The sequence below is a fragment of the Niveispirillum sp. genome, assembly GCF_017996735.1.
Taxonomy (GTDB): Bacteria; Pseudomonadota; Alphaproteobacteria; order Azospirillales; family Azospirillaceae; genus Niveispirillum.
Map to the genome: position 1 here is coordinate 1 of NZ_JAGOGJ010000033.1, position 24893 is coordinate 24893.

The window sequence follows — 24893 nt, forward strand, 5'->3', positions numbered from 1 at the left end:
TCCCCAGGCCGCTGCGCAGGAGCCGCTGGACGCCATCCGTCCCCTGCTCCACCGTCTGTTCCAACGCGGGGAGCCAGAGCTGCTGGACCGGCTGATCGACCTGATCATGCATGAAGCCCATGCCTTCGCACAGGGCAATCAGGTGCGCACGGCCGCGATCCTGGGCGTTACCCGCAATGTCATCCGCACCTATCTGAAGCGGGTGGGCATCCTGAAACGGGCCGGGGAATGATGAAACAGGCAATGACAGTTGGGGGTTCAAGAACGGCGCCAGATCACCGCCCCTGGCGGCCGTACAGGTGAGCCCACGGGTTCCTCCCGCGCACGGGGGCCCTCCTATGGACTACCTGCATCGGCGTAGTTTTTCAGGTTGGGGTCAATATGACCGCGACGGATAGGAAAATGCCCTAAATGTACGCCACGGCGCTGATTTCGATCATTTGGTCGGGGAAGACCAAGCTGGGTACGCCAAGGCAGGTTCCGGCGACCCGGTGCGTGCCCAGATATTCCTTGAACAGCGTGATGCACTCGCCGAAATCGCGCTGCGGGTTCGTCAGATAGATTTCCATATAGGCGATGTTCGATCTGGACACGCCATAGCCGGCCAGCACGCGATCCAGATTCGACAAGGTCTGCCGGGTCTGCGCCTGGATGTCGCCGGGACCGACGAATTCTCCCTGCATGTCATGGGAGAACTGGCCGGAGATATGGATCGTGCCGTTCACGGCATAGGCCTGGGTAACGCCGAATTCCTTTTCCCACGAGACGCCGTGATCGAAGGTGCGGACGATGTTGGTCATGGTGATGTTCCCGTTGGCTCGATAAACCGCGACAACGCCCCATGAACGGGCGGCGGCTTTGGGGACATTAAGGGATTATTTGTCGAACGGATTTCCCCACTGATCAGAATTGACGCCGGATCTGGCCACGGCTTCTCACCCACCCCAGCAATGTTTATATTGCCAAAATATGAAAAATTTCACTATATGAAAGAAAGGTACATTGGAAAGCTGTGGGGCGGCATGCTGCGGGCAAACATGAACGACATCCTGGTGTTCATGGCTGTTGTGGATGCCGGCAGCTTCGTGGCGGGTGGACGTTCCATGGGGCTGACGCGGTCGGCTGCCGGCAAGGCCGTTGGGCGGTTGGAGGGGCGGCTGGGCATCCGGCTGCTCAATCGGACAACGCGCAGCCTCGCCCTGACCGACGAAGGTCGCGTCCTCTATGATCGGGGGCAGCAGATTCTGTCCGCCATCGACGATGCCGAGGCCAGTGTTGCCAGTCCCGCTGGCACCCCGCGCGGCGTGCTGCGTATGACGGTTCCGGACGCATTCGGGCGTTTGATCGTGCTGCCCCTGCTGGCGAAATTCCTGCGGACCTGGCCTGATATCCAGGTGGAGGTGAGTTTCAGCGACAGGGTTGCCGATCTGCTGGAGGATGGTTTCGACCTTGCCGTCCGTATCGGTCTCAACAGCGCCGATAACCGGCTGGTTTCTCGCGTCATCACCAAATACAGGGCCATCCTGTGCGCCAGCCCGACCTATCTGGCGGCCAGGGGGCGGCCCGAATGCCTGGACGATCTGGCCGCGCATGACTGTCTTTATTTCAGCAGCGGGTCGCGTCGTCAGGCCTGGCGGTTTCGTGACGCGGATGGCACTTGGGTGCGCGCGCAAGGGCGAAGCCGGCTGCGACTGGACAGCGGGGAAGCGATCCGGGATGCGGCCCTGGCCGGCCTGGGCATCGCCTTCCTGCCGGATTTCCTGGTGGCCGACCATCTGGCCGCCGGCCGCCTGAGTCAGGTGCTGCCCGACCTGGAGATGGACGAAGTGTCCATCGTCACCCTCTATCCAACCAAACGCTTCCTGGAGCCGCGCGTCCGGCGCTTCATCGACCTGATGGTCGCGGAACTGGGCGGCTGATCTTCATCCTTTTCGAAATTGCGGAGACCATCATGTTGCAAGCCGTCAACCGGCCTGGTGCCCGTCCCAATCCCGCTCATAGTCAGGGCATGGTCGCCACCGGCATGCGCACGCTCTATGTGGCGGGGCAGGTCGGCATCGATGCGGAAGGGGTCGCCGCCGACGGGATCGAGGCGCAGGCCGGTGCAGCGCTGGCCAATGTGGAGGCTGTACTGACGGCCGGCGGCATGGCCATGGCAGACGTCGCCAAGCTGACCGTCTATCTGACGCGGGAGGAGGATATGGCTGGCTTCCTGCGTGCCTTTACCCCCGCCCTGCCGTCGCCGCCACCCGCCGGTACGCTGGTTTTCGTCAAGGCATTGGCCTCACCCCGCTATCTGGTGGAGATCGAGGCCATAGCCGTGCGCTGAGGGTCAGTCGAGCTTTGGCCGGTGATAAGGATTGTCGGCATCCGGCAAGCCCCGCAATTCCCGCAGGCTGGGCACGAAGAAGTCGGGCAGAAGGTCGATATCGTCCGTGCCCGGTGGGGCGTAGGGTGACAGATCGGTGCGGCCATGCGCACGCAGGACCTCATCATCAATAAAGAAGTTCCCCGTCGTCTCCGTCGCGGGTGCGGTGAGGATCAGGTGGGCGGCATCGGCCACGATCTCAGGCGAGCGCAGGGGACGGCCATCTTCCACGGGCTTGAACTCCGCCATGGCGGCGGTATCGATGGCCGTGCGCGGCCACAGCGCATTGACGCCGACCCGTCCGCGATATTCCCCTGCCACACCCAGAACCACCAGGCTCATCGCATATTTGGCCATGCTGTAGGCGACATGGGGACCGAACCAGCGTTCCTCCATATGCAGCGGTGGGGAGATCGACAGGACATGCGGGTTCTGGGACCGCAGCAGATGCGGCAGGCATTTCTGGGTCACCAGGAAGGTGCCCCGGCCATTGACGCCATGCATCAGGTCGAAACGCTTCATGGGCGTGTCCAGGATGCCGGTCAGTTTGATGGCGCTGGCATTATTGATGCAGATATCGATGCCGCCGAATGCGGCCACGGTCTGTGCCACGGCCTGTTCCACCTGCGCCTCGTCCCGGATGTCGCACAGGATGGGCAGAGCCTTGCCGCCGGCGGCGCGGATGGCGTCGGCAGCGGTATGGATGGTGCCGGGCAGGTTGGGGTGTGGTTCGGCGGTCTTGGCGGCGATAGCGATGTTGGCGCCGTCGCGTGCGGCCCGCAACGCGATGGACAGGCCGATGCCGCGCGATCCGCCGCTGATGAAAAGCGTCTTGTCCTTCAGGGAACGGGTCATGAATACCTCTTGAATTGGAAAAAGATCACCAGCCGCCGGTTTGCAGCCAGGCTTCCGCCATTGCGAGCCGATCCGATCCCCAGAACGCCTCCCCGTCGATGACGAGGGTGGGGGAGCCGAAGATGCCGGCGGCCATGGCGTCGGCCGTGACGGCCCTGGGGGCATCGCGAAGGCCGTCGCTTTGAAGAGCATCCACGGCCGCAGCGCGGGGCAGGCCGGTCGAGGCCACGATGTCCAGCACCGTTTCGGCGACGGAGATGTCCCGCGCTTGCGCCCAGTGTGCGCGATAAAGCGACAGGACCAGGGGTTCCACCCTGTCCGGCGCCCATGTCTTCGCCCACAGGACGGCACGGGCCGCGTTCAGGGGCGGAAAGCTGAAACGGGCGTTCGGGGCCAGGGTCAGGCCGTGGTAACGCAATGACCGCCCGATATCGTGCCGCATATATGCCCCCTTGAGCGGGGTTTGCAGAGGCGGCGGCAGGCCCATGGCCTCGATCACCGTCATTTTCAGCAGGATCGGATGCCAACGGACCTCACGGCCAAAGCGGCGCGCCAGGGCGCCGACCTGCTCAGCCCCGATCCAGCCATAGGGGGAGATGAAGTCGAAATAGAAATCCAGCGTCGGGGAAGGCACGCATCACCCGTTCGACAGCAGGTCGCGCAGGACATATTTCTGCACCTTGCCGGAAGCCGTCTGCGGGAAGGCATCCATGAAGTGCCAGCGGCGCGGGACCTTGTAGCCGGCCAGCCGTTCGCGGCAGAACGCCTCCAGCCCCGTGGGGTCGGCGGCACCGGGTGCCGTCAGCAGCACACAGGCCGCCACGCTTTCCCCCATATCCCGGTCCGGCAGGCCGACCACGGCCACGTCGCGGATGGCCGGATGGGTCATCAGCACATCTTCCACCTCGCGCGGATAGATGTTCTCGCCACCCCGGATGATCATGTCGCGCAGGCGGCCCAGAACCCGGCAATAGCCCTGTCCATCCATGCTGCCGATATCACCGGTATGCAGCCAGCCGTCGGCGTCGATGGCCGCCGCCGTTGCGTCCGGTGCGTTATGGTATCCGGTCATGATGCCGTAACCCCGTCCGCAGATTTCGCCAGTCGCGCCAAGGGGCACAATATCGCCCGTCTCTGGGTCGATGATCTTCACCTCCGTCTGCGGCAGAGGCCGGCCCACGGTTTCAACCCAGGCGGGGTAGTTATCATCGACCGCCGTATGTGTCAGATAGGGGGATGCCTCCGTCTGGCCGAAACCGATGGCGACCTTCACGCCCAGGATTGTTTCGGCGTCGCGGACCAGTTCCGGCGGCACCGGCGCCCCACCCAGCGTGACCAGTCGCCAGCTTGACAGGTCGCGGGGCTGCCTTGCCTGTTCCTCCAGCATCCGGATCAGCATGGTGGGCACGCAGATCATGGTGGTGCCGCGTTCCTGTTCGAACAGGTCCAGCATGGGACCCGCGTCGAAGCCGGGCGCCATCACCTGCGTTCCCCCCGTCTGCAGCGCACCCAGCGTGGCCAGCCCGCAACCGGCCGTGTGAAACATCGGCATGGCGTTGATCCAGATGTCGCCCGGCCCGGCCCCGATCGCCTGTGCATAAAGCCTTCCGTTATTGGCAAGCCCGCGATGGGTCAGGCAGGCGCCCTTGGGAAAGCCGGTCGTGCCCGAGGTGTACTGGATCTGCGCCACCGCATCCGGTGACACGGGGGGCAGGGTTCCGTCGGGTGCGGCCGCCAGGAAGGCATCCCAGGTCGATAACGTGATCACATGGCGCAGGCGGGGCAGGGCGGGGCGCACGCTGTCGATCAGATCGCACAGGTCGCGGCCACGATAATGGTCCTGAACGATGATGCCGCTGGCCTGCGACTGTTCCAGCACATAAGCCAGTTCCTGGGCCAGATAGGCTGGGTTGACAGTGACCAACACCAGTCCCGCCAGAGCGGCGCCATATTCGATCAGGGCCCATTCCGGCCGGTTGCCGGCCCAGACCGCCACATGCTGGCCCGGTTCGAAATGCCGGAGCAGGGCATAGGCCACCCTTTGCGCGTCGGCGGCCAGTTCATTGAAGGTCCAGCGCCGCCGCGCCGCACGGTCGACCTGTCCGTCGATCAGCGCCACGCCATCGCCGTGGATGCGCGCGGCCCGCAGCAAGGCCTGGCCTACCGGTTCCTCGATCAACGGCACGGAGCGATCGGCAGGACAGTAGGAGCGTGTCAGAAGCCGGGTACGGAATGGCTGGTCGGGCATGGGGGATCTCCCTTTTCATCAGGGTTCCGGTTGGCTGCCCTTCCTATGCGGGCAAACCGCCAATGTGTCAAATATGAAATTTTGTGCAAATAATGAAATTATCAAGGGATGGCGGTTGCGCGATCCTGAGATTTCATTATTTCAATATATGAACACAATACAGATATTGACACACCCGCCCAGGGCCCGGATAGTGGCCGCAACAAGAAGCGGCGGCAGTGACCGCCCGCGATTGGAGGAAGTAATGAACAAGGGGAAGCAGTTGGCTGCCGGCCGTCGCCGGCGGTTCAGCCCTGTTGCTGTCGGCGCGATGCTGGGCATCGCCCTGCCGGTGCTGGCGCAGGCTCAGCAGCCGGCCGAACAGGCTGGAAATGAACCGGAACTGCTGGAAATTGTCGTCACTGCCCAGAAGCGGGAACAGCGCCTGCAGGATGTCGGCCTGACGGTGACGGCCTTCGATGGCGATCTGCTGGCCAGCCAGGGTGTGAATGCCGTCACCGATCTGGCGAAGATGGTGCCCGGTTTGGACGTCACGCCCAGCCCCAGCGGCTCCCCGGTCTACACGCTGCGTGGCGTCGGCTTTTTTGAAAGCTCGCTGAGTTCGGCCCCCGACGTCGCCATCTATCTGGATCAGGTGCCGCTGGCCATCCCGGCTTTTTCCGCCCTGACCGCGTTTGATCTGGAACGGGTGGAGGTGTTGAAGGGGCCGCAGGGCACGCTGTTCGGCACCAACGCCACCGGCGGCGCCATCAACCTGATTGCGGCCAAGCCCACGCGGCAGGCGCAGGGCGGCATCAAGGCCGAATATGGCCGCTTCAACACGGTGCGCCTGGACAGTTTTGTCAGCGGGCCGATCACGGATGATTTGAACGGCCGTGTGGCGGTGAAGCTGAACCGGGGTGATGCCTGGCAGCGCAGCTATACCCGCGATGACAAGCTGGGTGAACTGGACGACGCGGCCGGCCGCGTGCTGCTGGACTGGCAGGCGTCGGACGCGCTGCGGGTGGAACTGAACCTGAACGGCTGGTTGAACCGGTCCGATCCGCAGGCGCCGCAACTGGCGCGTAAGACTCTGCCGGCCGACCTGCAGGCGCCCATCGGGTCATCGGGTTTCGGCGGCACGGTGACGGCGGCGCTGCCGCTGCTGGCGCTGCCTGCCGCCCCGCGTGACGCGCGCGCCGCGAACTGGTCGCCCGATTACCGCCCCTATCGCGATGACCGCTTCTATCAGGCGGCGCTGAACATCAATTACGACCTGACCGAGGATGTGACCCTCACGGCCCTGACCGGGTACAGCGACCTGCGGCAGCGCAAGGCCTCATCCTATTCCGGGACCGATCTGCCGGCCTTTGATCAGGCGTCGAATAATGCCGATGCCGATGATGTCAGCCAGGAATTGCGCCTGGCCAGTACCGATGCCGGCGCGACCCTGCGCTGGATGGTCGGAGCCAATTACCAGCGGACGGGCAGTTACGAGAATATCGGCGCCATCTATCCGCAGGCATCGACCGGTACGCGCGACGGCTTTACCGCCAACAGCTTCGACAGCCGGCAGGTCTTCAAGCAATGGGCGGCCTTCGGCAATCTGGAATTTGATGTCGCCGACAACCTGACCCTGAAGGCCGGCATCCGTTATTCCGACAGCAAGCGCACGGCCGTCAACCGCGCCTATGACACGCCGGGCTATGTGGAACCCGATCCCAACAGCCCCGGCCTGACGCGGTTCTTCAACATCGTGATGCCGGCCGTTTATGTCCCGATCTTCTGTCCGGGTGTGACCTTCACGCCCGTGGTGCCGGGGAAGTCCATCTCCATCAACCCGGACACCTGCGTGTCGGGCGACTATCACGGCACGTTGAAGGAAGACAATGTGCCGTGGAGCCTGGGGCTGGATTTCAAGCCGACGGATGGTCTGCTGCTATATGCCAACGCCTCGCGCGGGTTCAAGGGCGGGGCCTTCCCCATCGCCAATGGCGCGTCCCAGGAGCAATATTATCCGGTGCCGCAGGAAAAGCTGACAGCTTATGAGCTGGGCTTCAAGTCGACCGTGGCGGATCATCGTATCATGCTGAACGGGGCCGCCTTCTATTACGACTATGCCAACAAGCAGACGCGCGGCAAGACCGTCGATCCGCTGTTCGGCGCCCTGGAACAGTTGGTCAGCATTCCGAAGTCACGCACCTATGGCGCCGAACTGGACCTGACCGCTATGCCCATCCGGGGGCTGACTTTGCGCACCGCCGTCACCTGGCTGGACGCCAAGATCAAGACCTATGACGGGATCGTCGGGGCCAATAATGTCGGCGGGCTGCTGTTCCCCACGCGGGCGTCGTTCGCGGGCACGACCCTGCCTTTCGCGCCGAAATTCGCCCTGGCGACCAGCGCGGATTACGAATTCCCCGTGGATGACCGACGGGTCGCCTTCCTGGGTGCCAGCCTGCGGGCGCAGACCAAAAGCTACGGGTCCCCGCAACTGTCGGCGCAGGACAAGGCGGATGCACAGATCGACGGCTATGCGACGCTGGATCTGCGCGCCGGCCTGAAGGCGGACGATGATAGCTGGACCGTGTCCGTCTGGGGGCGCAACGTTACCAACACCTTCTATTGGACCAACAGCCTGCGGGCCTTCGACACCATCGTGCGCTACACGGGGCGCCCGGCCGAATATGGTGTCACCCTGGGCTATAATTTCTAAAAACCGGCAAGGGAGGAAACGACATGGCGATGGCGCGCGGCATTCCGGTGCGGGACACCATCCTGTGGGTGCAGGATACGGGAGAGGTCGATCTGCCCGTGATCTTCTGCCTGCATTCGCTGTGGCTGGACGGGTCGATGTTCGACGCGCTGGTCCCGGCGGCGGCAGGGCGGTTCCGCTTCGTCCGCCCGGATTTCCGGGGGCAGGGCAGCAGCGCCCCGCATACGGGTGACGTGGTGGACATGGATTGCTGCGCCGACGACATGAATGCCCTGATCGACATTCTGGGCCTGCGGTCTGTGCATCTTGCCGCCGCGTCGATGGGCGGTGACGTGGCCGTGCGCATGATCGCCCGGCGCCCCGATCTGTTCGCGTCCCTTGCCATGCTGGGTTCATCGGTGCGGGCCGAGCCGCCGGATCAGTTGGCGCATTTCACCGCCTGGCTGGAGGGGGCGCGGCGCACCGGCTTTGTGGGCGAGAACCTGGATGTGCTGATGTCCATCATGTTCGGAGCCACGACGCGGGCGCAGGCCGATGCCCAGCCGATGCTGCGCCCCTGGCGCAACAAGCTGGAACTGACGCCCATGTCGCGCTGGCCGGCGCTGGTGGGCGTGCTGAACCGTACCAGTGCCGTCGACCTTCTGCCTTCCATCGCCGTGCCCACCCTGGTCCTGTCGGGGGCGGACGACATCGCCCGTCCGCCCGATTGGGGGCGCGAAGTGGCCGACGGCGTTCCCGATGGCCGGCAGATCGTGCTGGAGGGAGTGGGCCATACCCCCATCCTGGAGGCTCCCGACACTGTCCTTCCCCTGGCTCTCCGTTTCTTTGCGGATACGATTGCCCGATAGGAGCAATTTCAATGATCTTCGATGGCGACTACACGATGACCATTGCCGGCCAGCCGGCGGTCAGTGACAAGACCCTTCCCGTGGTCAACCCGGCCACAGAGCAGGTGATCGCCCAGGTTCCGGATGCCAGCCGGGCGCAGTTGGATGCGGCGGTGGAGGCCGCGAAGGCTGCCTTTCCCGTCTGGTCCGCCCGGCCCGTGGCGGAACGACAGGCCCTGGTGGCCGCGATTGGCGACTGTCTGTTGGCCAACAAGGACGCCTTCTCGGCCCTGCTGACGGCGGAACAGGGCCGCCCCCGCGCGGGCTGCGACTGGGAGGTGGCGACCTGTGTCGACTGGTGCCGGGCCGTTTCCACCTTCACCCTGCCGGTGGAGGTGCGGCAGGAGGCGGGACGGCGGGTGGAAATCCGCCATACGCCGCTGGGCGTCGTGGGCGCCATCACGCCCTGGAACGCACCGATCCTGATGGCCATCTGGAAAATGGCGCCGGCCCTGCTGGCGGGCAATACGCTGGTGCTGAAGCCCTCGCCCTATACGCCGCTGACCACACTGCGTCTGGGGGAATTGCTGCGGGATATCCTGCCGCCCGGCGTCGTCAATATCGTCACCGGCGGCAATGATCTGGGCCAGTGGATCACCGATCACCCGGACATCGCCAAGGTATCCTTCACCGGATCGACGGCGACGGGCAAGCGCGTGATGGAAAGTGCCGCCCGCACCCTGAAGCGCGTAACCCTGGAAATGGGCGGCAATGATGCCGGCATCGTCCTGCCCGATGTCGATCCCAAGGCCGTGGCGCCTGCCCTGTTCTGGGGCGCCTTCTTCAACAGCGCCCAGGTCTGCGTGGCCATCAAGCGCCTTTATGTCCATGCCGATATCTATGACGATCTGGCGCGGGAGCTGGTGGACTATGCCCGCACCATCCGCATCGGCGACGGGTCGATGCAGGGCAGCGATTTGGGCCCCGTGCAGAACCGCATGCAGTTCGACAAGGTCCGGAACCTGATCGAACAGACCAGGGCGGAGGGGCACCGTTTCCTGATCGGGGGCGACGTGCCGGAGGGTCCGGGCTATTTCATTCCCGTCACCATCGTGGACAACCCGCCAGAGGATGCGCGGGTGGTGACGGAGGAGGCGTTCGGCCCCATCCTGCCGCTGCTGAAATATGACGATATCGACGATGTGATCCGCCGCGCCAATGACAGCGAGACCGGACTGGGTGGGTCCGTTTGGTCCAATGATCTGGAGCAGGCTCGCCGCATCGGGGAGCGGTTGCAGACGGGGACCGTCTGGATCAACGAGATGTTCGCCTTTTCCCCGCATGCGCCCTTCGGCGGGCACAAGCAATCCGGCGTGGGGGTCGAGCATGGCATGGCCGGCCTGCTGGAATTCACCAATATCCAGACCATCACCAGCCGGCCCCTGGCCGCCGCTGCCGGTTGAGGGGGCGTTGACATGTGCAATATCTGCACGCCGGAAATCGGCGAGCTTCTGAAGGATGCGCCCAAAAACTGGGGGAAATGGGGACCGGAGGATGAGGTCGGGTCCCTGAATTACTTAGGTGCGCCGCAGGTGTTGGCGGCCCTGGCATCGGTGCGGTCGGGCAAGCTGTTCACCTTGCAGGTGCCCATGGCCGACCCCAAGGGTGACCCCGTGTGGCCCGGTCGCCGGGGGGCCGAACGGTATCAGATCATCGACGAGGGCCACTGGATCGGGGGCAAGGGGCCGCAATTTCCCGGCGGCCAGCATTATGCCGATGATGCCATCTCCGCCTACCTGCAGGGTTCCACGCAATATGACGCGCTGGGCCATGTCTGGTACGACGGGCAGCTCTATAACGGCTATGATGCCAAGACCACCATCGGCGGATTGCAGAAGGCCAGCGTCCAGGCCATCGCCGAACGTGGGGTGGCGGGCAGGGGGGTTCTGCTGGACATCGCCCGGCTGCGCGGCAAACCCTATCTGGACAAGGGGGAGACCTTCAGCCACGAGGATCTGCTGGCCGCCGCCGCCGCGCAGAAGGTGGAGATCGCCAAGCGCGACATCATCGTCATCCGCACCGGCTTCATCGAATCCTATTACAGCGCCGGGGCCAGCGCCTTTTTCGCCGATTTCATTGAACCGGGTCTGACCTATTCCCCGGAACTGGTGCGCTGGTTCCATGAGATGGAAATCCCCAATCTGGTCACCGACACCATGGCGAACGAGGTGACCCTCGATCCGGTGACCGGGGTGATGCTGCCGCTGCACGGCGCCCTGATGCGCAATCTGGGCGTTGCCTTCACCGAATTGTGCAACCTGTCGAAGCTGGCGGACGACTGTGCCGAGGATGGGCAGTACGACTTCCTCTATGTGGCGGCCCCGCTGAAGATCGTCCAGGGCACGGGCGCGCCCGTGAACCCCGTCGCCATCAAGTGACGATTTTCCTTCAAGGAAACTGACTATGTCCGACATGAATGACGTGCGGCCCGTCGCCATTGTGACGGGCGGGTTGCAGGGGCTTGGGCTGGGCATCGCGGAGGCGCTGATCGGCGGCGGCTTCAGGGTGGCTGTCATTGACCTGCCTGACGAACCCTTGCTGCCCGACACGTTGCGCAACGATGCCTGCCGCTATTACCCGATGGATATCGCGCGGATCGAACGGCATGCGGATGTGCTGGCTGCCATCCAGCGGGATTTCGGGCGGCTGGATTGCCTGGTCAACAATGCCGGGATCGCCGCGCGGCCCCTGACCGATATTCTGGACCTGGATGCCGCTGCCTTCGACCGGTCGGTCGATATCAATCTGCGCGGCACGTTCTTTCTGACCCAGGCCTTCGCCAACCGGCTGCTGGCATCCGGTGCCGCCGATCCGCCCGTCTATCGTTCCATCATCACCATCACCTCGATGGCGGCGGAAATCGTCTTCACCGACCGGTCGCAATATTGCGTGACGAAATCGGCCCTTTCCATGATGACGGCGCTGTTCGCCTCCCGTCTGGCACCGGACGGTATCCATGTGCATGAGGTGCGGCCCGGCCTGATGCGCACGCCTATGACGGCCAGTGTCGGCAATGACACGATCAAGCGTCTGCTGGCCAGCGGGCGGGTGCCGATTCCCCGCTGGGGAGAGGCGGCGGATGTCGGCCGCACGGTCCTTTCGCTGGCATCCGGTGCGCTTCCCTACATGACGGGACAACCGATCTGGGTGGCGGGCGGCCTGAATATTCCCCGTATTCTCTAGGCCGGCCGCGTTCGAAAGGCTGCTTCCGATACGCCATTCCAAGCGAATGTGTTTTGATTTATGTAGGTCGCATGGAAAACGGCTACACCCTCCAGACTGTCGAACGCGCGCTCTCCTTTCTGGAGTTCGTCGCGGCCGCGCCGCAACCGCCCAGCATCCGCGACGTGTCGAAGGCGCTGAAGCTCAACATCACCACCTGTTACCACCTGCTGCGCACTCTGATGGCCCGTGGCTATATCGAGCGCAACGATGATGGCGGGCTGGAACTGGGTGATGGGGTCGGTGTACTGGCCCGTGGCTATCGTCGGTCGCAAAGCACGGAACAGTCCCTGTCCGACATCGTCCGCCGCCTGTCGGCCCAGACCCTGGAAACCTCGTTCCTGTCCCTGCGGGAAGGGAACAATGTGGTGCTGAAGGTACTGGTCGAAGGCTCGCAGAAGCTGCGGGTCTCGGGCCTCTATGTCGGCCTGAAGGGGTATGAGTATCGCCGTGCATCGGGCAAGGCCGTGTTGGCACATCTGGACGAGGCGGCACGCGAGGCGATGCTGGCCGAATCCCTGACCCCCCTGCCGGAACGCCAGCGCAAGGCCGTGGTGAAAGGGCTGGAAAAGGAATTGCCGCAGATCCGGGTGCGGGGCTGGTCCGCCGATGACGGGCAGACGGAGGACGGCATCATTGCCGTCGGCGCCCCGGTCTTCGACGCGGCGGGCACGGTGCTGGGGGCGGTGGGCATCGTCACCCCCACCTTCCGCATGGACAAATCGCGCGACGCCTTCTTGGATGCCGTGATGTCGTCGGCGGCCGAGGCGACGCGACTTCTGGTCGAAAAGAACTGACACCCGGCCAGCGCCATGCCGGCCGGGTGCCTTTGCTTCAAGCCGATGGCAGCAGGCTGTCCAGGAACCGGGCGGCGCTGTCCAGGGCTTGTTGCGCCTCTGGCAGGATGTCCGTGAACATCGGCCAGACATGGAACATCTCCGGCCAGACCTCCAGCGTTGTGCGCACCCGGTGGTCGGTCAGGTGGGCGGCCAACTGGAACGCATCGCTCAACATCACCTCGCTTTCGCCGACCTGGATCATGACGGGGGGCAGGCCACGCACATCGGCGAAGACCGGGGAGGCGTCGGGATCGCCGGCAGGCGTGGTGCCCAGTGCGCAGCGGGCCATCAGGGTCAGGATTTCCCGGTTGCACAGCGGATCGATGCCGTCGCGGGTGGTGTAGGAGGCGCCCGTCATTTCCAGATTGGCCCAGGGCGAGATCGCCACCCCGCCGACGGGCAGGGCCAGGCCCAGACGGCGTGCCCGGACCATGGATGACACGACCATGGCGCCGCCGGCGGAATCGCCGGAGATCACGATGTTGGCCGCGCCCCCCTCCCGCTCCACCAGCCAGCGCCAGGCGGTGACGACATCATCCAGACTGGCGGGAAAGGCATGGTCCGGGGCCAGCCGGTAATCGGGCAGGAAGACCCGCGCGCCCAGCCGCCGCGCATAATGGCCGGCAAGGCCCAGATAGCCGGACGGTCCCCCGCTGATATAGCCGCCGCCATGGATATAGAACAGCACGCGGCCGCGGCGCGCATTGTCCGGCGTGACCAGCATGCCAGGCACGCCGCCCATATCCACATCCTCGCTGGTGACGCCCGCCGGCGGCAGGTTGCGGGCCAGCTCGCGATTGTAGTCGGCGCGAATATCCGCCAATGGCCGTTCCGGCGTTTGCCCCAGCAGCAGGGGGGCGAACTGCATGGCCGCCTGTTTCCAGTCTTCCAGTCGTTGCTGCATGATCTCGCTGAGCGGCATGTCGTTCCTCCTGTTCAATGGCTTGGCGCCGGTGGTGCTGCGATGGCGGTGTAGCGGGTGGTCAGATATTCATCGATGCCTTCCACCCCGCCCTCGCGGCCCAGTCCCGATTGTTTGATCCCCCCGAACGGGGCCGCCGGGTCGGAGATGATGCCGGTATTGATGCCCAGCATACCCGTCTGCAATCCGGCCTGAAGGCGCATCACACGGTCAAGGTCACGGGTGCAGGCATAGGCGGCCAGGCCATAATCGCTGTCATTGGCCATGGTGACGGCGTCCGCCTCTGTCGCGAAGGTCTGGATGGGGGCCACGGGGCCAAAGATTTCCCGGTGCAGGATCGGCGCGTCAGGCGGGATCTGCGTCAGGATTGTCGGCGGATAATGATAGCCGGGGCCCGCCGGTATCTCACCCCCCAGCACAAGCGTCGCCCCCCGCGCCACCGTCTCCTGGACCAGCCCGTGAAGATTGTGCCGGGCGGCGGTATCGATCATCGGTCCCAGACTGTCCGGCGGCAGGGCGGCGAACCGTTCGGTCAGACGCGACGTGAAGGCGGCGGCGATCCCGTCCTGCACCAGAAAGCGGTTCGCCGCCGTGCAGGCCTGACCCAGATTGCGCAGCTTGGCCTGCACGGCGCTGTCCACGGCCCGATCCAGATCGGCGTCGTCGAACAGGATAAAGGGGTTGTTGCCACCCAGTTCCATGGAACTGCGCAGGATGGTTGCCGCAGCGCCCGCCAGGATCAGGCGGCCGACCCGTGTGGACCCCGTGAAGGAGACCTTGCGCAGCCGCCCATCCGACAGAAGCGTGCCGACCACGCTCTCCGCGCGGGTCGTGGTGATCAGGTTCAGCACACCCGGCGGCAGGCCGATCTCCTGCATCAACCGGCAGAACAGGATGGCTGTCAGCGGCGTCTGTTCCGCCGGCTTCAGCACCATTGCGCAGCCGGCGGCCAGGGCCGGCCCGACCTTGCGGGTGATCATGGCCAGCGGAAAGTTCCAGGGCGTGATCAGCAGGCAGGGGCCGACCGGCCAGCGGCTGATGATCTGCCGCATGCCGCCGCCGGGTGCCGGCTGTTCGCGACCATGGATGCGCAGTGCCTCTTCGGCGAACCAGCGCAGGAAACCGGCGGCGTAGTCGACCTCCGCCCGCGCCTCCCCTGGTGGCTTTCCCGTTTCCAGGCTGATAACCCGCGCGAACCGGTCCCGCTCGGCCAGCAGCCGGTCACAGGCCCGGTGCAGCAGGTCCGCGCGGTACCTGGGCGGCTGTCCCGCCCAATGGGCCTGTGCACGACAGGCGGCGTCCAGGGCGGACAAACCGTCCGGCGTGGCGGCGTCGGCGACCTGTGCGATCTCCCGCCCGGTCGCCGGGTTCTCCACGGCGATGCGGCGATTGTCCGCCGCATCGCGCCATTGACCATCGATCAGCAGCCTTGGCGGCAGGTCCGACAGGTCCTGGGAATATCCATGTTCCGGCATTGTGTCAGGCGCCCTGCCGGCGGGCGGCCGCATGCGGGCCGGCCGGTATCTCCAGTCGCGCCTCCTGACCGTCGAAGATGCGCAGCGGCGCGAAGGCATCGGCATTGCTGATCACCTCCAGCACCGTCACCTGATCCGACGCCAGCGCCTGTTCCAGCGCCGGGCCGAAGGCGTCTGGATCGTCGATCCGGTGCCCCTGCGCGCCGACCGACCGCGCCACGGCGGCGTGATCGACCTCCACGAAGCGGATGCCCGTGGTGCTGCGCCCGAAGCCCAGATTCTCCCCATGCCGTTGCATGGCCAGTTGCGAATTGTTCAGGACGATCAGGGTCAGGGCGACACCTTCGCGCACCGCCATTTCCAACTCGCCCCAGACATGGGCAAAGCCGCCATCGCCGACCAGCCCCACGACCCGCGCGCCGGGCCGGGCCAGCTTTGCCCCGATGGCGAATGGCAGGCCCCAGCCCAGCCCCGCCAGGCCACGCGGCGTCAGGAAACGCTGCCCCGCGCGGCGCGTGGTCAGGTATCCCGTGACCCAGACGGAGGAATAGCTGGCGTCGGCCACAACGATATCGTCCGGCCCGATCAGGCGGTCCAGTTCCCCCATCAGCCGCTGTGGCAGGATCGGCCGCGTATCGGCCTGCATTTGCGGTGCGATGGCGTCGGCCCGGATCTGCCGTGCGGCCGCGATCTCCGCGATCAACGCACCGGCCTTGTCCCTGCGCTTGGACAGGTCCCGCCGCTGCAGGGCCGCCGTCAGGTCCTGGATGGCCGCCCGGGCATCACCGACAAGCCGCAGCGCCTCGTAATTGCGGCCCACCTCGGTCCCGTCAATATCGACATGGATATAGGTGGCGCCGGGTGCCGTCAGGCTCCAGGCGTCGGTGCCGTTCTCGTTGGTCCGGGTGCCAACCAGCAGCACCACGTCCGCCTTGGCGATCAGGTCCCGGTGGGCTGTCGCCGGACCGTTGCGCCCCAGCAGGTTCGCCGCCACGCCCAGCGACAGCGGACCGGTTTCATCCACCACACCCTTGCCCATGTTTGTGGTCGCCACCGGCAGGCAGCCGATGGTGATCAGCCGGTCCAGTGCCTCCACCGCCTGTGCCGTATGGACGCCGCCACCCGCGATCACCAGCGGTGACGTGGCATTGGCCAGCAGTTCGGCGGCCCGTTCGACGCTGTGCCCGTCGGGGCGCGGCCGGTCCAGCGGGAAGGTGCCCAGATCCTGCCGGCGCGCGACATCGGGACCCCTGGACGGCAGCAACAGCATATCCTTGGCCAGCAGCAGCACGACGGGACCCGGCCGGCCGCTGTTGGCGGCGATCATGGCCAGGTCGATATATTCGGCGGCCCGGTCGGGATCGTCCAGCCGGCGCACCCATTTCGCCACACCGGCGAACAGCGCGAAATGGTCCAGTTCCTGGAAGGCGTTGCGATCGCGCTGGGAGGCCGGAACCTCCTGGACCAGCACCAGCATGGGAATGGACGCCTTCAGCGCTTCCGCCATCGGGGCGACCATCAGGGTGGCGGCCGGGCCGTTCTGTGCCGCCACCACGCCGATCCGGTTGGAAACGCGTGCATAGGCATCGGCCATGGCGCCGGCGGCATTCTCCGTCCGGTACAGAAGCTGGCGGATGCCGGCATCCTCGGCCGCCAGCATCAGCGCCGTGGGATTGCTCTGCCCGAAAATGAACTCCACGCCGTGGCGCACAAGGGCGGAAGCGACGGCTTCCGCGACGGTATCTGGCATTGGGATGTCTCCGTTTCAGCGGCCATTTCGCGGCCTCCGCCCTGTCGTGAATGGTCACGGCAGCTTGGCGCCCGGTGGGACGCGGGGGGCTGGGCGTGCCATGAAGTAGGGTGGTAGTGATTTCATATATCAATAAGGTTTCGTTATTTGACACGATTCAAGCTACTTGTAAAGCCGCCGATGCGAAAATTGCCCGGTATGGAAATGCCCCGTTCATTGGCGATCCATCAGCGACATTTTGTCGAACATGGATCAACAGCTCCTATTATCCTTTTATAATCAATCTCTTGATTGTGTGGTGTGGGCGGATTCACGCCTGTTGCGTAGAAGCCAGCCCAGCAGGCGTCGTTTCTATATTTGACATATAAGCAAATATTGAAATTAATGGCGTGACGGCGATTTTCAATGGTTCGCCGCAAGAATCACAAGCGATTGATGTCTCGGGAGGGAACATGTCTATGCGGCATCGTACTGTTGCCAGCAGCACCGCCTTGCTGGCGGCGCTGGGTCTGTCCTTGGCCTCGCCGGCCGTTGCCGCCGGTGAGGAACAGGGGCTGCAACTGGATGAAATCATCGTCACGGCGCAGAAGCGTGGTGAGAATATCCAGGAGGTGCCGATCTCCATCACGGCCCTGGGGGGCGAGGCGCTGGAGCTGCAGGGCGTGCGCAACGGTCTGGATCTGACCAGGTCGGTGCCGGGCCTGCAGATCAACAACCTGTTTCAATCTTCGAACCCCACAATCTTCCTGCGCGGCGTGGGCGTGAATGACTATAACGCCGCTTCGTCCGGTGCGGTCGGGGTGACGGTGGACGATGTTTTCCTGAATTCCGGTGTCGGCCAACTGTTCGCCGTGTTCGACGTGGACCGGGTGGAAGTGCTGAAAGGGCCGCAGGGCACGCTTTACGGCCGCAACACCACGGGCGGTGTCATCAACTACACGACGCGGCGGCCCGGTTTCTCCCCGGATTTCTCCGCCTCCGTCACGGCGGGCCGGTTCAACCAGATCTTCTTCGATGCGGCGGGCGGTGGCACGCTGATCGACGATACCCTGGCGGCGCGGGCTTCACTGACGGTGAAGCGGCGGGATGGCTGGGCCACCAACCTGCAGGACAGCCGCGACATCAACGGCATCGAAACCTATGCGGGCCGCCTGCAATTCCTGCTGACCCCGTCGCCCGACCTTGAAATCCATAACAAGATCGAAGGCGGCAAAAGCCGGTCCTCAGCCCTCGGACATCAGTCGATGGGCACCGTCAATGCGCGCACGGGCCGTCCCTGCACGGGTGAGGAGATCCTGGCGCGTACTATTTGCGCGAACCCCATCACCCATTACATCGCCAACCAGGATGTCGATGCACTGAACACCAATGTCCTGGACAATTACGAGAACCTGGACAATTTCGCCGACCGGCTGTCGGTGATCCATGATGGTGACGATGTCAACGTCACCTCCATCACCGCCTATGTCTATAACAAGCGCGACCTGAACACCGACGTCGATTACTCCCCCTATGCCGTGGCGGAACTGCCGCTCTGGAAGGAAACGTCAAGACAGGTCAGCCAGGAACTGCGCTTCACCTCCAATGGCGAGGGCCCGTTCAAATGGGTGGCTGGCCTCTATTACCTGCAGGAGGAACTGTCCAGCCTGACGAATTTCAGCGTGCTGCGGGAACTGAACCCCGACCGGACAAAGCCCTTCTTCGACCCGGCCAACTCTGTCCTGATGCTGGAGCGTGTGTTCACGCAGCGGACCAGCAGCAAGGCCATCTTCGCCCAGGCCGATTATGAACTGACCGACAGGCTGACCGCGACCGCCGGCCTGCGCTACACGGATGACCGCAAGAAGCTGAGCTTCATCACCTATGGCGGGCCGGTCAATCCGGACACCAATCCGCGGGCGCGGCTGCGCGACCGGCTGATCGGTTTTGTCGATGCCAATCCATCGAACATGACCATCGACCTGCCCAGCCGCACCGTCACCGACCTTAAAAAGCCGACCTGGCGCCTGGCACTCGCCTATGAACTGGACGAGAATGCCAATCTCTATACCAGCTACTCGCGTGGCGTGCGGGCCGGCGGCTACAATACCGGCGCGCTGTTCAACGGGATCGAGTTCAATGCGGTGGATAACGAAAGCATCGACGCCTATGAGTCCGGTCTGAAGACCGACCTGCTGGATCGCCGTGTGCGCCTGAACATGGCTGGCTTCTATTATGATTACCGCAACCTGCAGGTCTTCAGCCTGGAACCCAACCCGGCGGGTGGGGTGCCCTTGCAGCGTTTGCAGAATGCCGATGCCGATATCTATGGGGCCGAGATCGAAATCCAGGCCCGTCCCGTGCAGGGGCTGGACCTGACGTTCGGTGCCGCCTATGTCCATGCCACCTACACGGATTTCATCGATCCCATCCGGGGCGATTTCAAAGGCAATACCCTTGATAAGGCTCCGCGCCTGCAGATGAGCGGCAGTGCCACCTACAGCGCTGATTTGAGCCTGGACTGGACGGGCCGGGTGGGGGCCGACTTCTCCTACCAGTCCAAGGTCAATTTCAGCGCCACCAATCAGGTGCCGATGGCGGGCGACCGGCATGGCGAAGTCAATTTGCACATGGGCGTGGCGCACAGTTCCGGGATCGACTTCACGCTGTTCGTGCGCAATGTCGGCGACAAGCGCTATCTGACCGACATGAATGACCTGTCGAGCCTGGGCTTCTACTTTCCCGTCTATAACGAGCCGCGTACCTATGGTTTGACGGTTCGCTACAAGCTCTGACTGGCTGGAAGGTGACAGGTTGAGTGGGGGCAGGCTTCCCGACCCGGTGATGAAATATTTGATCAGATAATCACTGAAAAATTGTCATGGCATCGGTCAAATCCTGCCCCTGCATCCAACCCGACGCAGTAAAAGCCCCGTAAACTCTACAGATTACCGGGCTTTTGCTTTTGGGGCCGGCTCTTTGCGATGGCCCGGTATCTATCATAATCAACAAGTTAGCTCCGCACATTCAAATCTAGGGTGCTGAACTGGCCCCCGTTTGGACTGGACAGTCAGGCATAGCTTGGGAGTGACATGCCTCCACGATTTTGGACGGGTGTGAGCTGGAATTTTCCAATTATGATCCCGTGATCGGGACGAGGAGAGTTCCATGAAGACGTCGAAGTTCACAGAGTTGCAAGTAGCGTTCATCCTGAAGCGGGCGGAGCAAGGGACGCCGATTGCCGAGGTCTGCCGGAAGGCGGGTGACCATGCCCACAACCTCGAACATTGGATCTGGAAAACCTGATCGAATCATGCTGACCCCCATGGAAAATCCACTCCAGAGGAATTCCGAATTTCATCAAGATTGAGTCAGAGCCAAATCAACACCCCAATGCAAAAGGGACCGACGGTTAAAGCCGGGCGGTTCCGGCATACGGGGAAAGGCCCAGCATTCGCCGTGCGGTGGCAGTGTCCGCCAGGGTGAAACCCAGATCTTCGGCGATGCGGCGGGCCTTGCTGCACAGCGCAGCGTTGCTGGGGGCCAGCATGCCGCGCGACAGGTAGACCCCATCCTCCAGCCCGACGCGCATCTGCCCGCCCAGCAGCAGTGATTGCGCCAGCATCGGGAAGACGTGCCGGCCGATGCCGAAGCCGGTCCAGATGGCGCCCGCCGGCAATTGGCTGCGTCCCAGCAACAGGGATTCCAGCGTAGCCGGAAAGCCGTAATTCACACCGGTCACCAGGGAGTAGAGCGGCGGGGAGGGCATGCGGCCTTCCAGCAGTTCCGCCGCCAGCACGGCGTCGCCGGGATTGAACAGTTCCACTTCCGGCTTTACGCCGGCCGCCAGGATGGCGTCGGCCATGGCGGTGACGGTGCGTCTTGTGTTCATCACCACCTGATCGCCGGAATTCATGGTGTTGAGGTCGAGTGTGCAGATCTCCGGCCGTAATTCCAGGATATGCGCCACCCGTTCAAGCGGCGGCAGCAGGGTGGTGCCGGGGCCGGCCAGACGGGGATTGTCCGCATCGGGGACGAAGCGGCCGCCCGGCCCGGTGGTCAGGTTGAGGATCAGGTCGGGCCGTGCATCACGGATGCGGGCCACCACCTCCCGGTAATGGGCGATCTCCATGGAGGGGCTGCCATCATGGGGATGCCGGACATGGATATGCACGATGGCGGCCCCGGCATCCGCCGCCTCGATGCTGGATTGCGCAATCTGGGCCGGGGTGATGGGCAGATGCGGGGTCTGGTCCGGCCGGGTCAGATTGCCGGTGATGGCACAGGTCAGGATCACGGGGGCCATGGGGGCTCCTTGGAAAGACGATCGGGAACGGCGTCAGAGATGGCGCCCGGCATCCACGGGGATGGAAATGCCGGTCGAGGCGGTCAGCAACCGGGCGGCGACCAGCACGGCGGTGGCCACCTCCTCCAGGCTGGCCAGCCGTTTCAGGGCGCTGGCGGCGGCGGTGGCTTCCAGGAAATCCGGCTTGCGGTCACGCACGAAATCCGTCTCCAGCGCGCTGGGGGCGATATTCAGCACCCGGATCTGCGGGGCCAGGGCCTTGGCCATGCCGATGGTCATGGTGTCCAGCGCGGCCTTGGCCCCGGCATAGGCGATGTTGCTGCCCCCGCCGGTGCGCGCGGCGATGGAGGAGATATTGACGATCACCGGATCGTTGCCCCGGCGCAGCAGCGGGGCCATGTCGCGCATCACCAGCAGGGCACCGCGGGCATTGCTGTCCATGACCGCATCCACGATGTCGTCGGTCAACAGGTCCGGCCGGCCGGGCGGAAGCTGGAAGGACAGGCCGGCACTGTTGACCAGAATGTCGATCCGGCCGGCCCGCTCCGTCACGGCGGCGGCAAAGGCCTTGATGCTGGCGCCATCGGTGACGTCGACGGGCAGGGTAATGTCGCGGCCCTCGCCGGCCCCGGCCGGTGCCGTGCGGGCGCCGCGGATGACGCGGGCACCCAGCGCCAGCGCCTGGGCTGCCACCGCATTGCCGATGCCGCCGGTGCCGCCCACGATCACCACCACGGCGTCACGCAGGCCGTGGCGCAGCAGCGACAGGATAGGGGGATCGTCCTGCATGTCCTGGTCTTTCCTATAGGGGAAGGGGATCACACCGCTCACAGCAGGCGGACGCCGCCATCCATGCCCAGGGTCGCGGTGTGACCGACACTGTCGCCGAAGGGCACATAGCGGGCGCCGGCCAGATATTCCCGGTTCAGCGCCATGCCGATGCCGGGCCGGTCGGGGATTTCCAGGAACCCGTCCTTCAGGGTGTTGATACGGTCGACCACATCAGTCCAGGGCGCCCGATCCTCCCGCACATAGCCCTGCACGTCCCAGTTCACCGTGCAGGCCGCCAGTTGGATATGGCCGGCGGTGGAAACCGGGGCGGTGAAATTATGCGGTACGATGCGCTGATGCCGGCTTTCGGCGATGGCGGCGATCTTGCGCAATTGGGTGAAGCCGCCGGCCAGCCCGATATCGGGGCGCAGGATGGAGACGGCGTGGGCGTCGCTGGTCTCGCGGAATTCGAAGATATTGGTCTGCCGCTCCGCCGTGGCGGACGGGCTGCGCATGGCGGCGGACATGTGGTTGTTGGCGTCGATGCTGTAGGGCAGGATCGCATCCTCGATGAAATACAGCATCAGCGGGCGCACGGCGTCGGCAAAGGTCACGGCCTGATCGGGCGTCAGGTTGCGGTGCACCTCCACCGCCAGATCGATGTCCCAGCCGATGGCCTCCCGCACCGCCGCCACGTTGGCGACCACGTCGCGCAGGGCGCGGGCATGGCCCAGCCGGCCCCAGCCCTCCAGGAAGGGCTTGATCTTCAGCGCGGTGAAACCTTCATCCCTTGCGGCCACCGCCTTGGCGACCAGATCGTCACGGCTGGGTCCTTCCACCAGCAGAATGGCCCGTACCCGGTCGCGGACCTTGCCGCCCAGCAATTGCCAGACAGGCACCCCCAGCGCCTTGCCCTTGATGTCCCACAGTGCCTGGTCGATGGCGCTCAACGCCGCCATGGCGGCGGCATCGCGCAGGCAATGTTTCTTGATGACCCGGTTGAACAGGTATTCCGGCCGGAAGGCGTCTTGCCCGCGATAGGCGGGCAGCAGGTCCGGCACGATGGCGGCCACGGCGGTGGGGTGGGTGAAGTAGGTGGCTTCCCCGATGCCGGTCAGGCCCTGGTCGGTGGTGACCTCGACAAAGGCCCAGTGGCCGGCGACGTGACAGGTGATGGTGTCAATGAGGTGGAGGGGGCGGGGCATGATCAGGCCGGCTCCAGGTCGCGCAGGATGGGGGCATGGAGAGCCAGGAAGTCGGCCATCCCGGTGACGAAGCTGTCGATCTCCGCGTCGGTATTGACGATCGACAGGGCGATCATGCCGCGCGGCGCGGTCCAGTAACCCTGGCAGAGCTGATGCAGGTGCAGCAGCCGCCGTGCCTTGGCCGATGCCGGATGGGTGGGGGCACGACGCAGCGGTGTGCGCCCGACATGCACATTCATGACCGATCCAATGCCGGTCATGTAAAGCGGCACGTCGTGACCCTGGAACAGGGTGTTCAACCGGTGGCGCAGGGCGTCCCCCCGGTCGTTGACCGTCCGCATCACTTCCGGGGTCAGTACCTCCGTCAGGGCGACGGTGCCGACCTTCATGGAGAAGACATTGTTGTTGAACGACCCGCCATGGCTGCTGGTCCCGGTTCCGCGCGTGTCATAGACGGCCATCATATCCGCCCGTCCACCAAAGGCACCGGCGCTGAAACCACCGCCGATGATCTTGCCAAAGGCGGCCAGATCGCCTTCCACACCATAGGCCTGCTGCAATCCGCCATAGCCCAGGCGGGCGGTCATCACCTCGTCGATGATCAGCGGAATGTCGCGCATCGCCGTGACGGCGCGGACATGGCGGGCGAAATCCGGGTCGGCGGGGATGCAGCCGGCGCTGTTCAGCATCAGGTCCATCACCACCGCGCCCAGCCGGTCGCCATGGGCCGCGATGGCGGCGTCGAAGGCGGCGATGTCGTTATAGGGCACCATCACCCGGTCGAGCGGCACGTTCAGCCGGTCGCCACCCGGCCCGTAATTCATCATCCCGCCATGATAGGCGCCGTCGAAGGCCAGGATGGTGGATTTGCCGGTGAATTGCAGGGCGGTCAGCACGGCATAGAGCGACGCCTCCGTCCCGGAATTGGCGAAACGGATACGTTCAAGCAGCGGGAAGCGCCGGCGCAGTGCATTGCCCAGCGTCACCTCCGCCGTGATGCAGCCGCCATAGGACATGCCGTCCTTCAGCACATCGCCAGCGGCGGTCAGCAGGCGCGGATGGCTGTGCCCGCACAGGGCCACGCTGTAATCATTGAGGAAATCCACATAGGCATTGCCGTCGGCATCGAACAGCCTGGACCCTTCTCCGCGCGCGATGGTCGGTGGATAGGGGGCGAAATACAGGTTGCTGCGGGTATTGCCGGCGGGCAGCACGGCGCAGGCGGCTTCATGCAGGGCTTGCGAACGCGGCGTGGCGGCCCGGTAGCGGGCGGCCAGGGCCTCGCAGGCCTGGTCCAGGGCATTTGTCATGGGTGATCCCGAAGCAGGTGTCGATGCAAATATGACCCACCGGTCATGTTCAAGGCAAGCG

General features: G+C 64.5%; 22 protein-coding genes. 11 read left to right on the forward strand and 11 right to left on the reverse strand.

Annotation, left to right across the window (positions count from 1 at the left end; genetic code table 11):
- A partial coding sequence (locus KBA48_RS12670) for a hypothetical protein (RefSeq protein ID WP_292906825.1) occupies nucleotides 1-232 on the forward strand: 232 nt, incomplete at its 5' end.
- A gap of 175 nt (nucleotides 233-407) precedes the next feature.
- On the opposite strand, the gene KBA48_RS12675 is transcribed toward KBA48_RS12670, so the two are convergent.
- Nucleotides 408-800, reverse strand: a complete 393-nt coding sequence (locus KBA48_RS12675) for a RidA family protein (protein ID WP_292906827.1) — start codon at nucleotides 798-800, stop codon at nucleotides 408-410.
- 237 nt (nucleotides 801-1037) lie between these two features.
- On the opposite strand from KBA48_RS12675, the gene KBA48_RS12680 reads away from it, so the two are divergent.
- Both KBA48_RS12680 and KBA48_RS12685 read left to right on the forward strand, forming a co-directional pair.
- Nucleotides 1038-1919, forward strand: a complete 882-nt coding sequence (locus KBA48_RS12680; RefSeq protein WP_292906829.1) for a LysR family transcriptional regulator — start codon at nucleotides 1038-1040, stop codon at nucleotides 1917-1919.
- A gap of 32 nt (nucleotides 1920-1951) precedes the next feature.
- A complete protein-coding gene (locus tag KBA48_RS12685; protein WP_292906831.1) occupies nucleotides 1952-2329 on the forward strand; it encodes a RidA family protein in 378 nt (125 codons plus the stop codon).
- Between the two features lie 3 nt (nucleotides 2330-2332).
- Here the strand turns inward: KBA48_RS12685 and KBA48_RS12690 are convergent, their stop codons facing one another.
- The 3 genes from KBA48_RS12690 to KBA48_RS12700 are packed head-to-tail and all read right to left on the reverse strand — an operon-like array spanning nucleotide 2333 to nucleotide 5471.
- Nucleotides 2333-3223 (reverse strand): NAD(P)-dependent oxidoreductase, encoded by an 891-nt coding sequence (locus tag KBA48_RS12690; protein ID WP_292906833.1) that lies wholly within the window; start codon nucleotides 3221-3223, stop codon nucleotides 2333-2335.
- A 25-nt stretch (nucleotides 3224-3248) separates the two neighbouring features.
- Nucleotides 3249-3857, reverse strand: a complete 609-nt coding sequence (locus tag KBA48_RS12695) for a 2-hydroxychromene-2-carboxylate isomerase (protein ID WP_292906835.1) — start codon at nucleotides 3855-3857, stop codon at nucleotides 3249-3251.
- A gap of 3 nt (nucleotides 3858-3860) precedes the next feature.
- Nucleotides 3861-5471, reverse strand: coding sequence for an AMP-binding protein (locus KBA48_RS12700; RefSeq protein ID WP_292906837.1), 1611 nt, complete (start codon nucleotides 5469-5471; stop codon nucleotides 3861-3863).
- 244 nt (nucleotides 5472-5715) lie between these two features.
- Between KBA48_RS12700 and KBA48_RS12705 the strand changes: the two genes are divergently transcribed.
- The 6 genes from KBA48_RS12705 to KBA48_RS12730 all read left to right on the forward strand — a co-directional run bounded on the left by KBA48_RS12705 (nucleotide 5716) and on the right by KBA48_RS12730 (nucleotide 13072).
- Nucleotides 5716-8166 (forward strand): TonB-dependent receptor, encoded by a 2451-nt coding sequence (locus KBA48_RS12705; protein WP_292906839.1) that lies wholly within the window; start codon nucleotides 5716-5718, stop codon nucleotides 8164-8166.
- Nucleotides 8167-8189: 23 nt separating this feature from the next.
- Complete coding sequence (locus tag KBA48_RS12710; protein ID WP_292906841.1) at nucleotides 8190-9014, forward strand: alpha/beta fold hydrolase; 825 nt, start codon at nucleotides 8190-8192, stop codon at nucleotides 9012-9014.
- Nucleotides 9015-9025: 11 nt separating this feature from the next.
- Nucleotides 9026-10456: an aldehyde dehydrogenase family protein gene (locus KBA48_RS12715; protein WP_292906843.1), complete on the forward strand. Its 1431-nt coding sequence runs from the start codon at nucleotides 9026-9028 to the stop codon at nucleotides 10454-10456.
- Between the two features lie 12 nt (nucleotides 10457-10468).
- Entirely contained in the window at nucleotides 10469-11431 is a 963-nt protein-coding gene (locus tag KBA48_RS12720) for a cyclase family protein (protein WP_292906845.1), read from the forward strand.
- 25 nt (nucleotides 11432-11456) lie between these two features.
- Nucleotides 11457-12236 carry a 3-ketoacyl-ACP reductase gene (locus KBA48_RS12725; protein WP_292906847.1) on the forward strand — a complete coding sequence of 260 codons (780 nt, stop codon included), beginning with the start codon at nucleotides 11457-11459 and terminating at the stop codon, nucleotides 12234-12236.
- Nucleotides 12237-12307: 71 nt separating this feature from the next.
- The gene (locus KBA48_RS12730; RefSeq protein ID WP_292906849.1) at nucleotides 12308-13072 is read left to right on the forward strand and encodes an IclR family transcriptional regulator; all 765 of its coding nucleotides are present in this window, start codon (nucleotides 12308-12310) and stop codon (nucleotides 13070-13072) included.
- 37 nt (nucleotides 13073-13109) lie between these two features.
- Here the strand turns inward: KBA48_RS12730 and KBA48_RS12735 are convergent, their stop codons facing one another.
- Genes KBA48_RS12735 through KBA48_RS12745 form a run of 3 tightly spaced genes read right to left on the reverse strand, consistent with a single transcriptional unit; the run spans nucleotide 13110 to nucleotide 17261 of the window.
- Nucleotides 13110-14036: an alpha/beta hydrolase gene (locus KBA48_RS12735; protein WP_292906851.1), complete on the reverse strand. Its 927-nt coding sequence runs from the start codon at nucleotides 14034-14036 to the stop codon at nucleotides 13110-13112.
- Nucleotides 14037-14050: 14 nt separating this feature from the next.
- Entirely contained in the window at nucleotides 14051-15511 is a 1461-nt protein-coding gene (locus KBA48_RS12740; RefSeq protein WP_292906853.1) for an NAD-dependent succinate-semialdehyde dehydrogenase, read from the reverse strand.
- A 4-nt stretch (nucleotides 15512-15515) separates the two neighbouring features.
- Complete coding sequence (locus KBA48_RS12745) at nucleotides 15516-17261, reverse strand: acetolactate synthase catalytic subunit (protein ID WP_292906855.1); 1746 nt, start codon at nucleotides 17259-17261, stop codon at nucleotides 15516-15518.
- 452 nt (nucleotides 17262-17713) lie between these two features.
- Here KBA48_RS12745 and KBA48_RS12750 point away from each other — a divergent pair, with 452 nt between their 5' ends.
- Both KBA48_RS12750 and KBA48_RS12755 read left to right on the forward strand, forming a co-directional pair.
- Entirely contained in the window at nucleotides 17714-20035 is a 2322-nt protein-coding gene (locus KBA48_RS12750) for a TonB-dependent receptor (RefSeq protein WP_292906857.1), read from the forward strand.
- Nucleotides 20036-20408: 373 nt separating this feature from the next.
- Nucleotides 20409-20546: a transposase gene (locus tag KBA48_RS12755; protein ID WP_292906859.1), complete on the forward strand. Its 138-nt coding sequence runs from the start codon at nucleotides 20409-20411 to the stop codon at nucleotides 20544-20546.
- Nucleotides 20547-20652: 106 nt separating this feature from the next.
- On the opposite strand, the gene KBA48_RS12760 is transcribed toward KBA48_RS12755, so the two are convergent.
- The 4 genes from KBA48_RS12760 to KBA48_RS12775 are packed head-to-tail and all read right to left on the reverse strand — an operon-like array spanning nucleotide 20653 to nucleotide 24832.
- Complete coding sequence (locus tag KBA48_RS12760) at nucleotides 20653-21546, reverse strand: 3-keto-5-aminohexanoate cleavage protein (RefSeq protein WP_292906862.1); 894 nt, start codon at nucleotides 21544-21546, stop codon at nucleotides 20653-20655.
- A gap of 33 nt (nucleotides 21547-21579) precedes the next feature.
- The gene (locus KBA48_RS12765; protein WP_292906864.1) at nucleotides 21580-22335 is read right to left on the reverse strand and encodes an SDR family NAD(P)-dependent oxidoreductase; all 756 of its coding nucleotides are present in this window, start codon (nucleotides 22333-22335) and stop codon (nucleotides 21580-21582) included.
- Nucleotides 22336-22373: 38 nt separating this feature from the next.
- On the reverse strand, nucleotides 22374-23522 hold the full coding sequence (locus KBA48_RS12770; RefSeq protein WP_292906866.1) for a mandelate racemase/muconate lactonizing enzyme family protein: 1149 nt from the start codon (nucleotides 23520-23522) through the stop codon (nucleotides 22374-22376).
- 2 nt (nucleotides 23523-23524) lie between these two features.
- Complete coding sequence (locus KBA48_RS12775) at nucleotides 23525-24832, reverse strand: aminotransferase class III-fold pyridoxal phosphate-dependent enzyme (RefSeq protein WP_292906868.1); 1308 nt, start codon at nucleotides 24830-24832, stop codon at nucleotides 23525-23527.
- Nucleotides 24833-24893 lie beyond the last annotated feature (61 nt).

What these genes read in the sequence shown, in the direction of transcription:
- KBA48_RS12770 (WP_292906866.1), bottom strand. Translation starts at nt 23,522, where the DNA reads ATGCCCCGCCCCCTCCACCTCATTGACACCATCACCTGTCACGTCGCC.
- KBA48_RS12705 (WP_292906839.1), top strand. Translation starts at nt 5,716, where the DNA reads ATGAACAAGGGGAAGCAGTTGGCTGCCGGCCGTCGCCGGCGGTTCAGC.
- KBA48_RS12690 (WP_292906833.1), bottom strand. Translation starts at nt 3,223, where the DNA reads ATGACCCGTTCCCTGAAGGACAAGACGCTTTTCATCAGCGGCGGATCG.
- KBA48_RS12715 (WP_292906843.1), top strand. Translation starts at nt 9,026, where the DNA reads ATGATCTTCGATGGCGACTACACGATGACCATTGCCGGCCAGCCGGCG.
- KBA48_RS12685 (WP_292906831.1), top strand. Translation starts at nt 1,952, where the DNA reads ATGTTGCAAGCCGTCAACCGGCCTGGTGCCCGTCCCAATCCCGCTCAT.
- KBA48_RS12765 (WP_292906864.1), bottom strand. Translation starts at nt 22,335, where the DNA reads ATGCAGGACGATCCCCCTATCCTGTCGCTGCTGCGCCACGGCCTGCGT.
- KBA48_RS12775 (WP_292906868.1), bottom strand. Translation starts at nt 24,832, where the DNA reads ATGACAAATGCCCTGGACCAGGCCTGCGAGGCCCTGGCCGCCCGCTAC.
- KBA48_RS12730 (WP_292906849.1), top strand. Translation starts at nt 12,308, where the DNA reads ATGGAAAACGGCTACACCCTCCAGACTGTCGAACGCGCGCTCTCCTTT.
- KBA48_RS12750 (WP_292906857.1), top strand. Translation starts at nt 17,714, where the DNA reads ATGTCTATGCGGCATCGTACTGTTGCCAGCAGCACCGCCTTGCTGGCG.
- KBA48_RS12760 (WP_292906862.1), bottom strand. Translation starts at nt 21,546, where the DNA reads ATGGCCCCCGTGATCCTGACCTGTGCCATCACCGGCAATCTGACCCGG.
- KBA48_RS12700 (WP_292906837.1), bottom strand. Translation starts at nt 5,471, where the DNA reads ATGCCCGACCAGCCATTCCGTACCCGGCTTCTGACACGCTCCTACTGT.
- KBA48_RS12755 (WP_292906859.1), top strand. Translation starts at nt 20,409, where the DNA reads ATGAAGACGTCGAAGTTCACAGAGTTGCAAGTAGCGTTCATCCTGAAG.
- KBA48_RS12680 (WP_292906829.1), top strand. Translation starts at nt 1,038, where the DNA reads ATGAACGACATCCTGGTGTTCATGGCTGTTGTGGATGCCGGCAGCTTC.
- KBA48_RS12710 (WP_292906841.1), top strand. Translation starts at nt 8,190, where the DNA reads ATGGCGATGGCGCGCGGCATTCCGGTGCGGGACACCATCCTGTGGGTG.
- KBA48_RS12720 (WP_292906845.1), top strand. Translation starts at nt 10,469, where the DNA reads ATGTGCAATATCTGCACGCCGGAAATCGGCGAGCTTCTGAAGGATGCG.
- KBA48_RS12735 (WP_292906851.1), bottom strand. Translation starts at nt 14,036, where the DNA reads ATGCCGCTCAGCGAGATCATGCAGCAACGACTGGAAGACTGGAAACAG.
- KBA48_RS12740 (WP_292906853.1), bottom strand. Translation starts at nt 15,511, where the DNA reads ATGCCGGAACATGGATATTCCCAGGACCTGTCGGACCTGCCGCCAAGG.
- KBA48_RS12745 (WP_292906855.1), bottom strand. Translation starts at nt 17,261, where the DNA reads ATGCCAGATACCGTCGCGGAAGCCGTCGCTTCCGCCCTTGTGCGCCAC.
- KBA48_RS12675 (WP_292906827.1), bottom strand. Translation starts at nt 800, where the DNA reads ATGACCAACATCGTCCGCACCTTCGATCACGGCGTCTCGTGGGAAAAG.
- KBA48_RS12725 (WP_292906847.1), top strand. Translation starts at nt 11,457, where the DNA reads ATGTCCGACATGAATGACGTGCGGCCCGTCGCCATTGTGACGGGCGGG.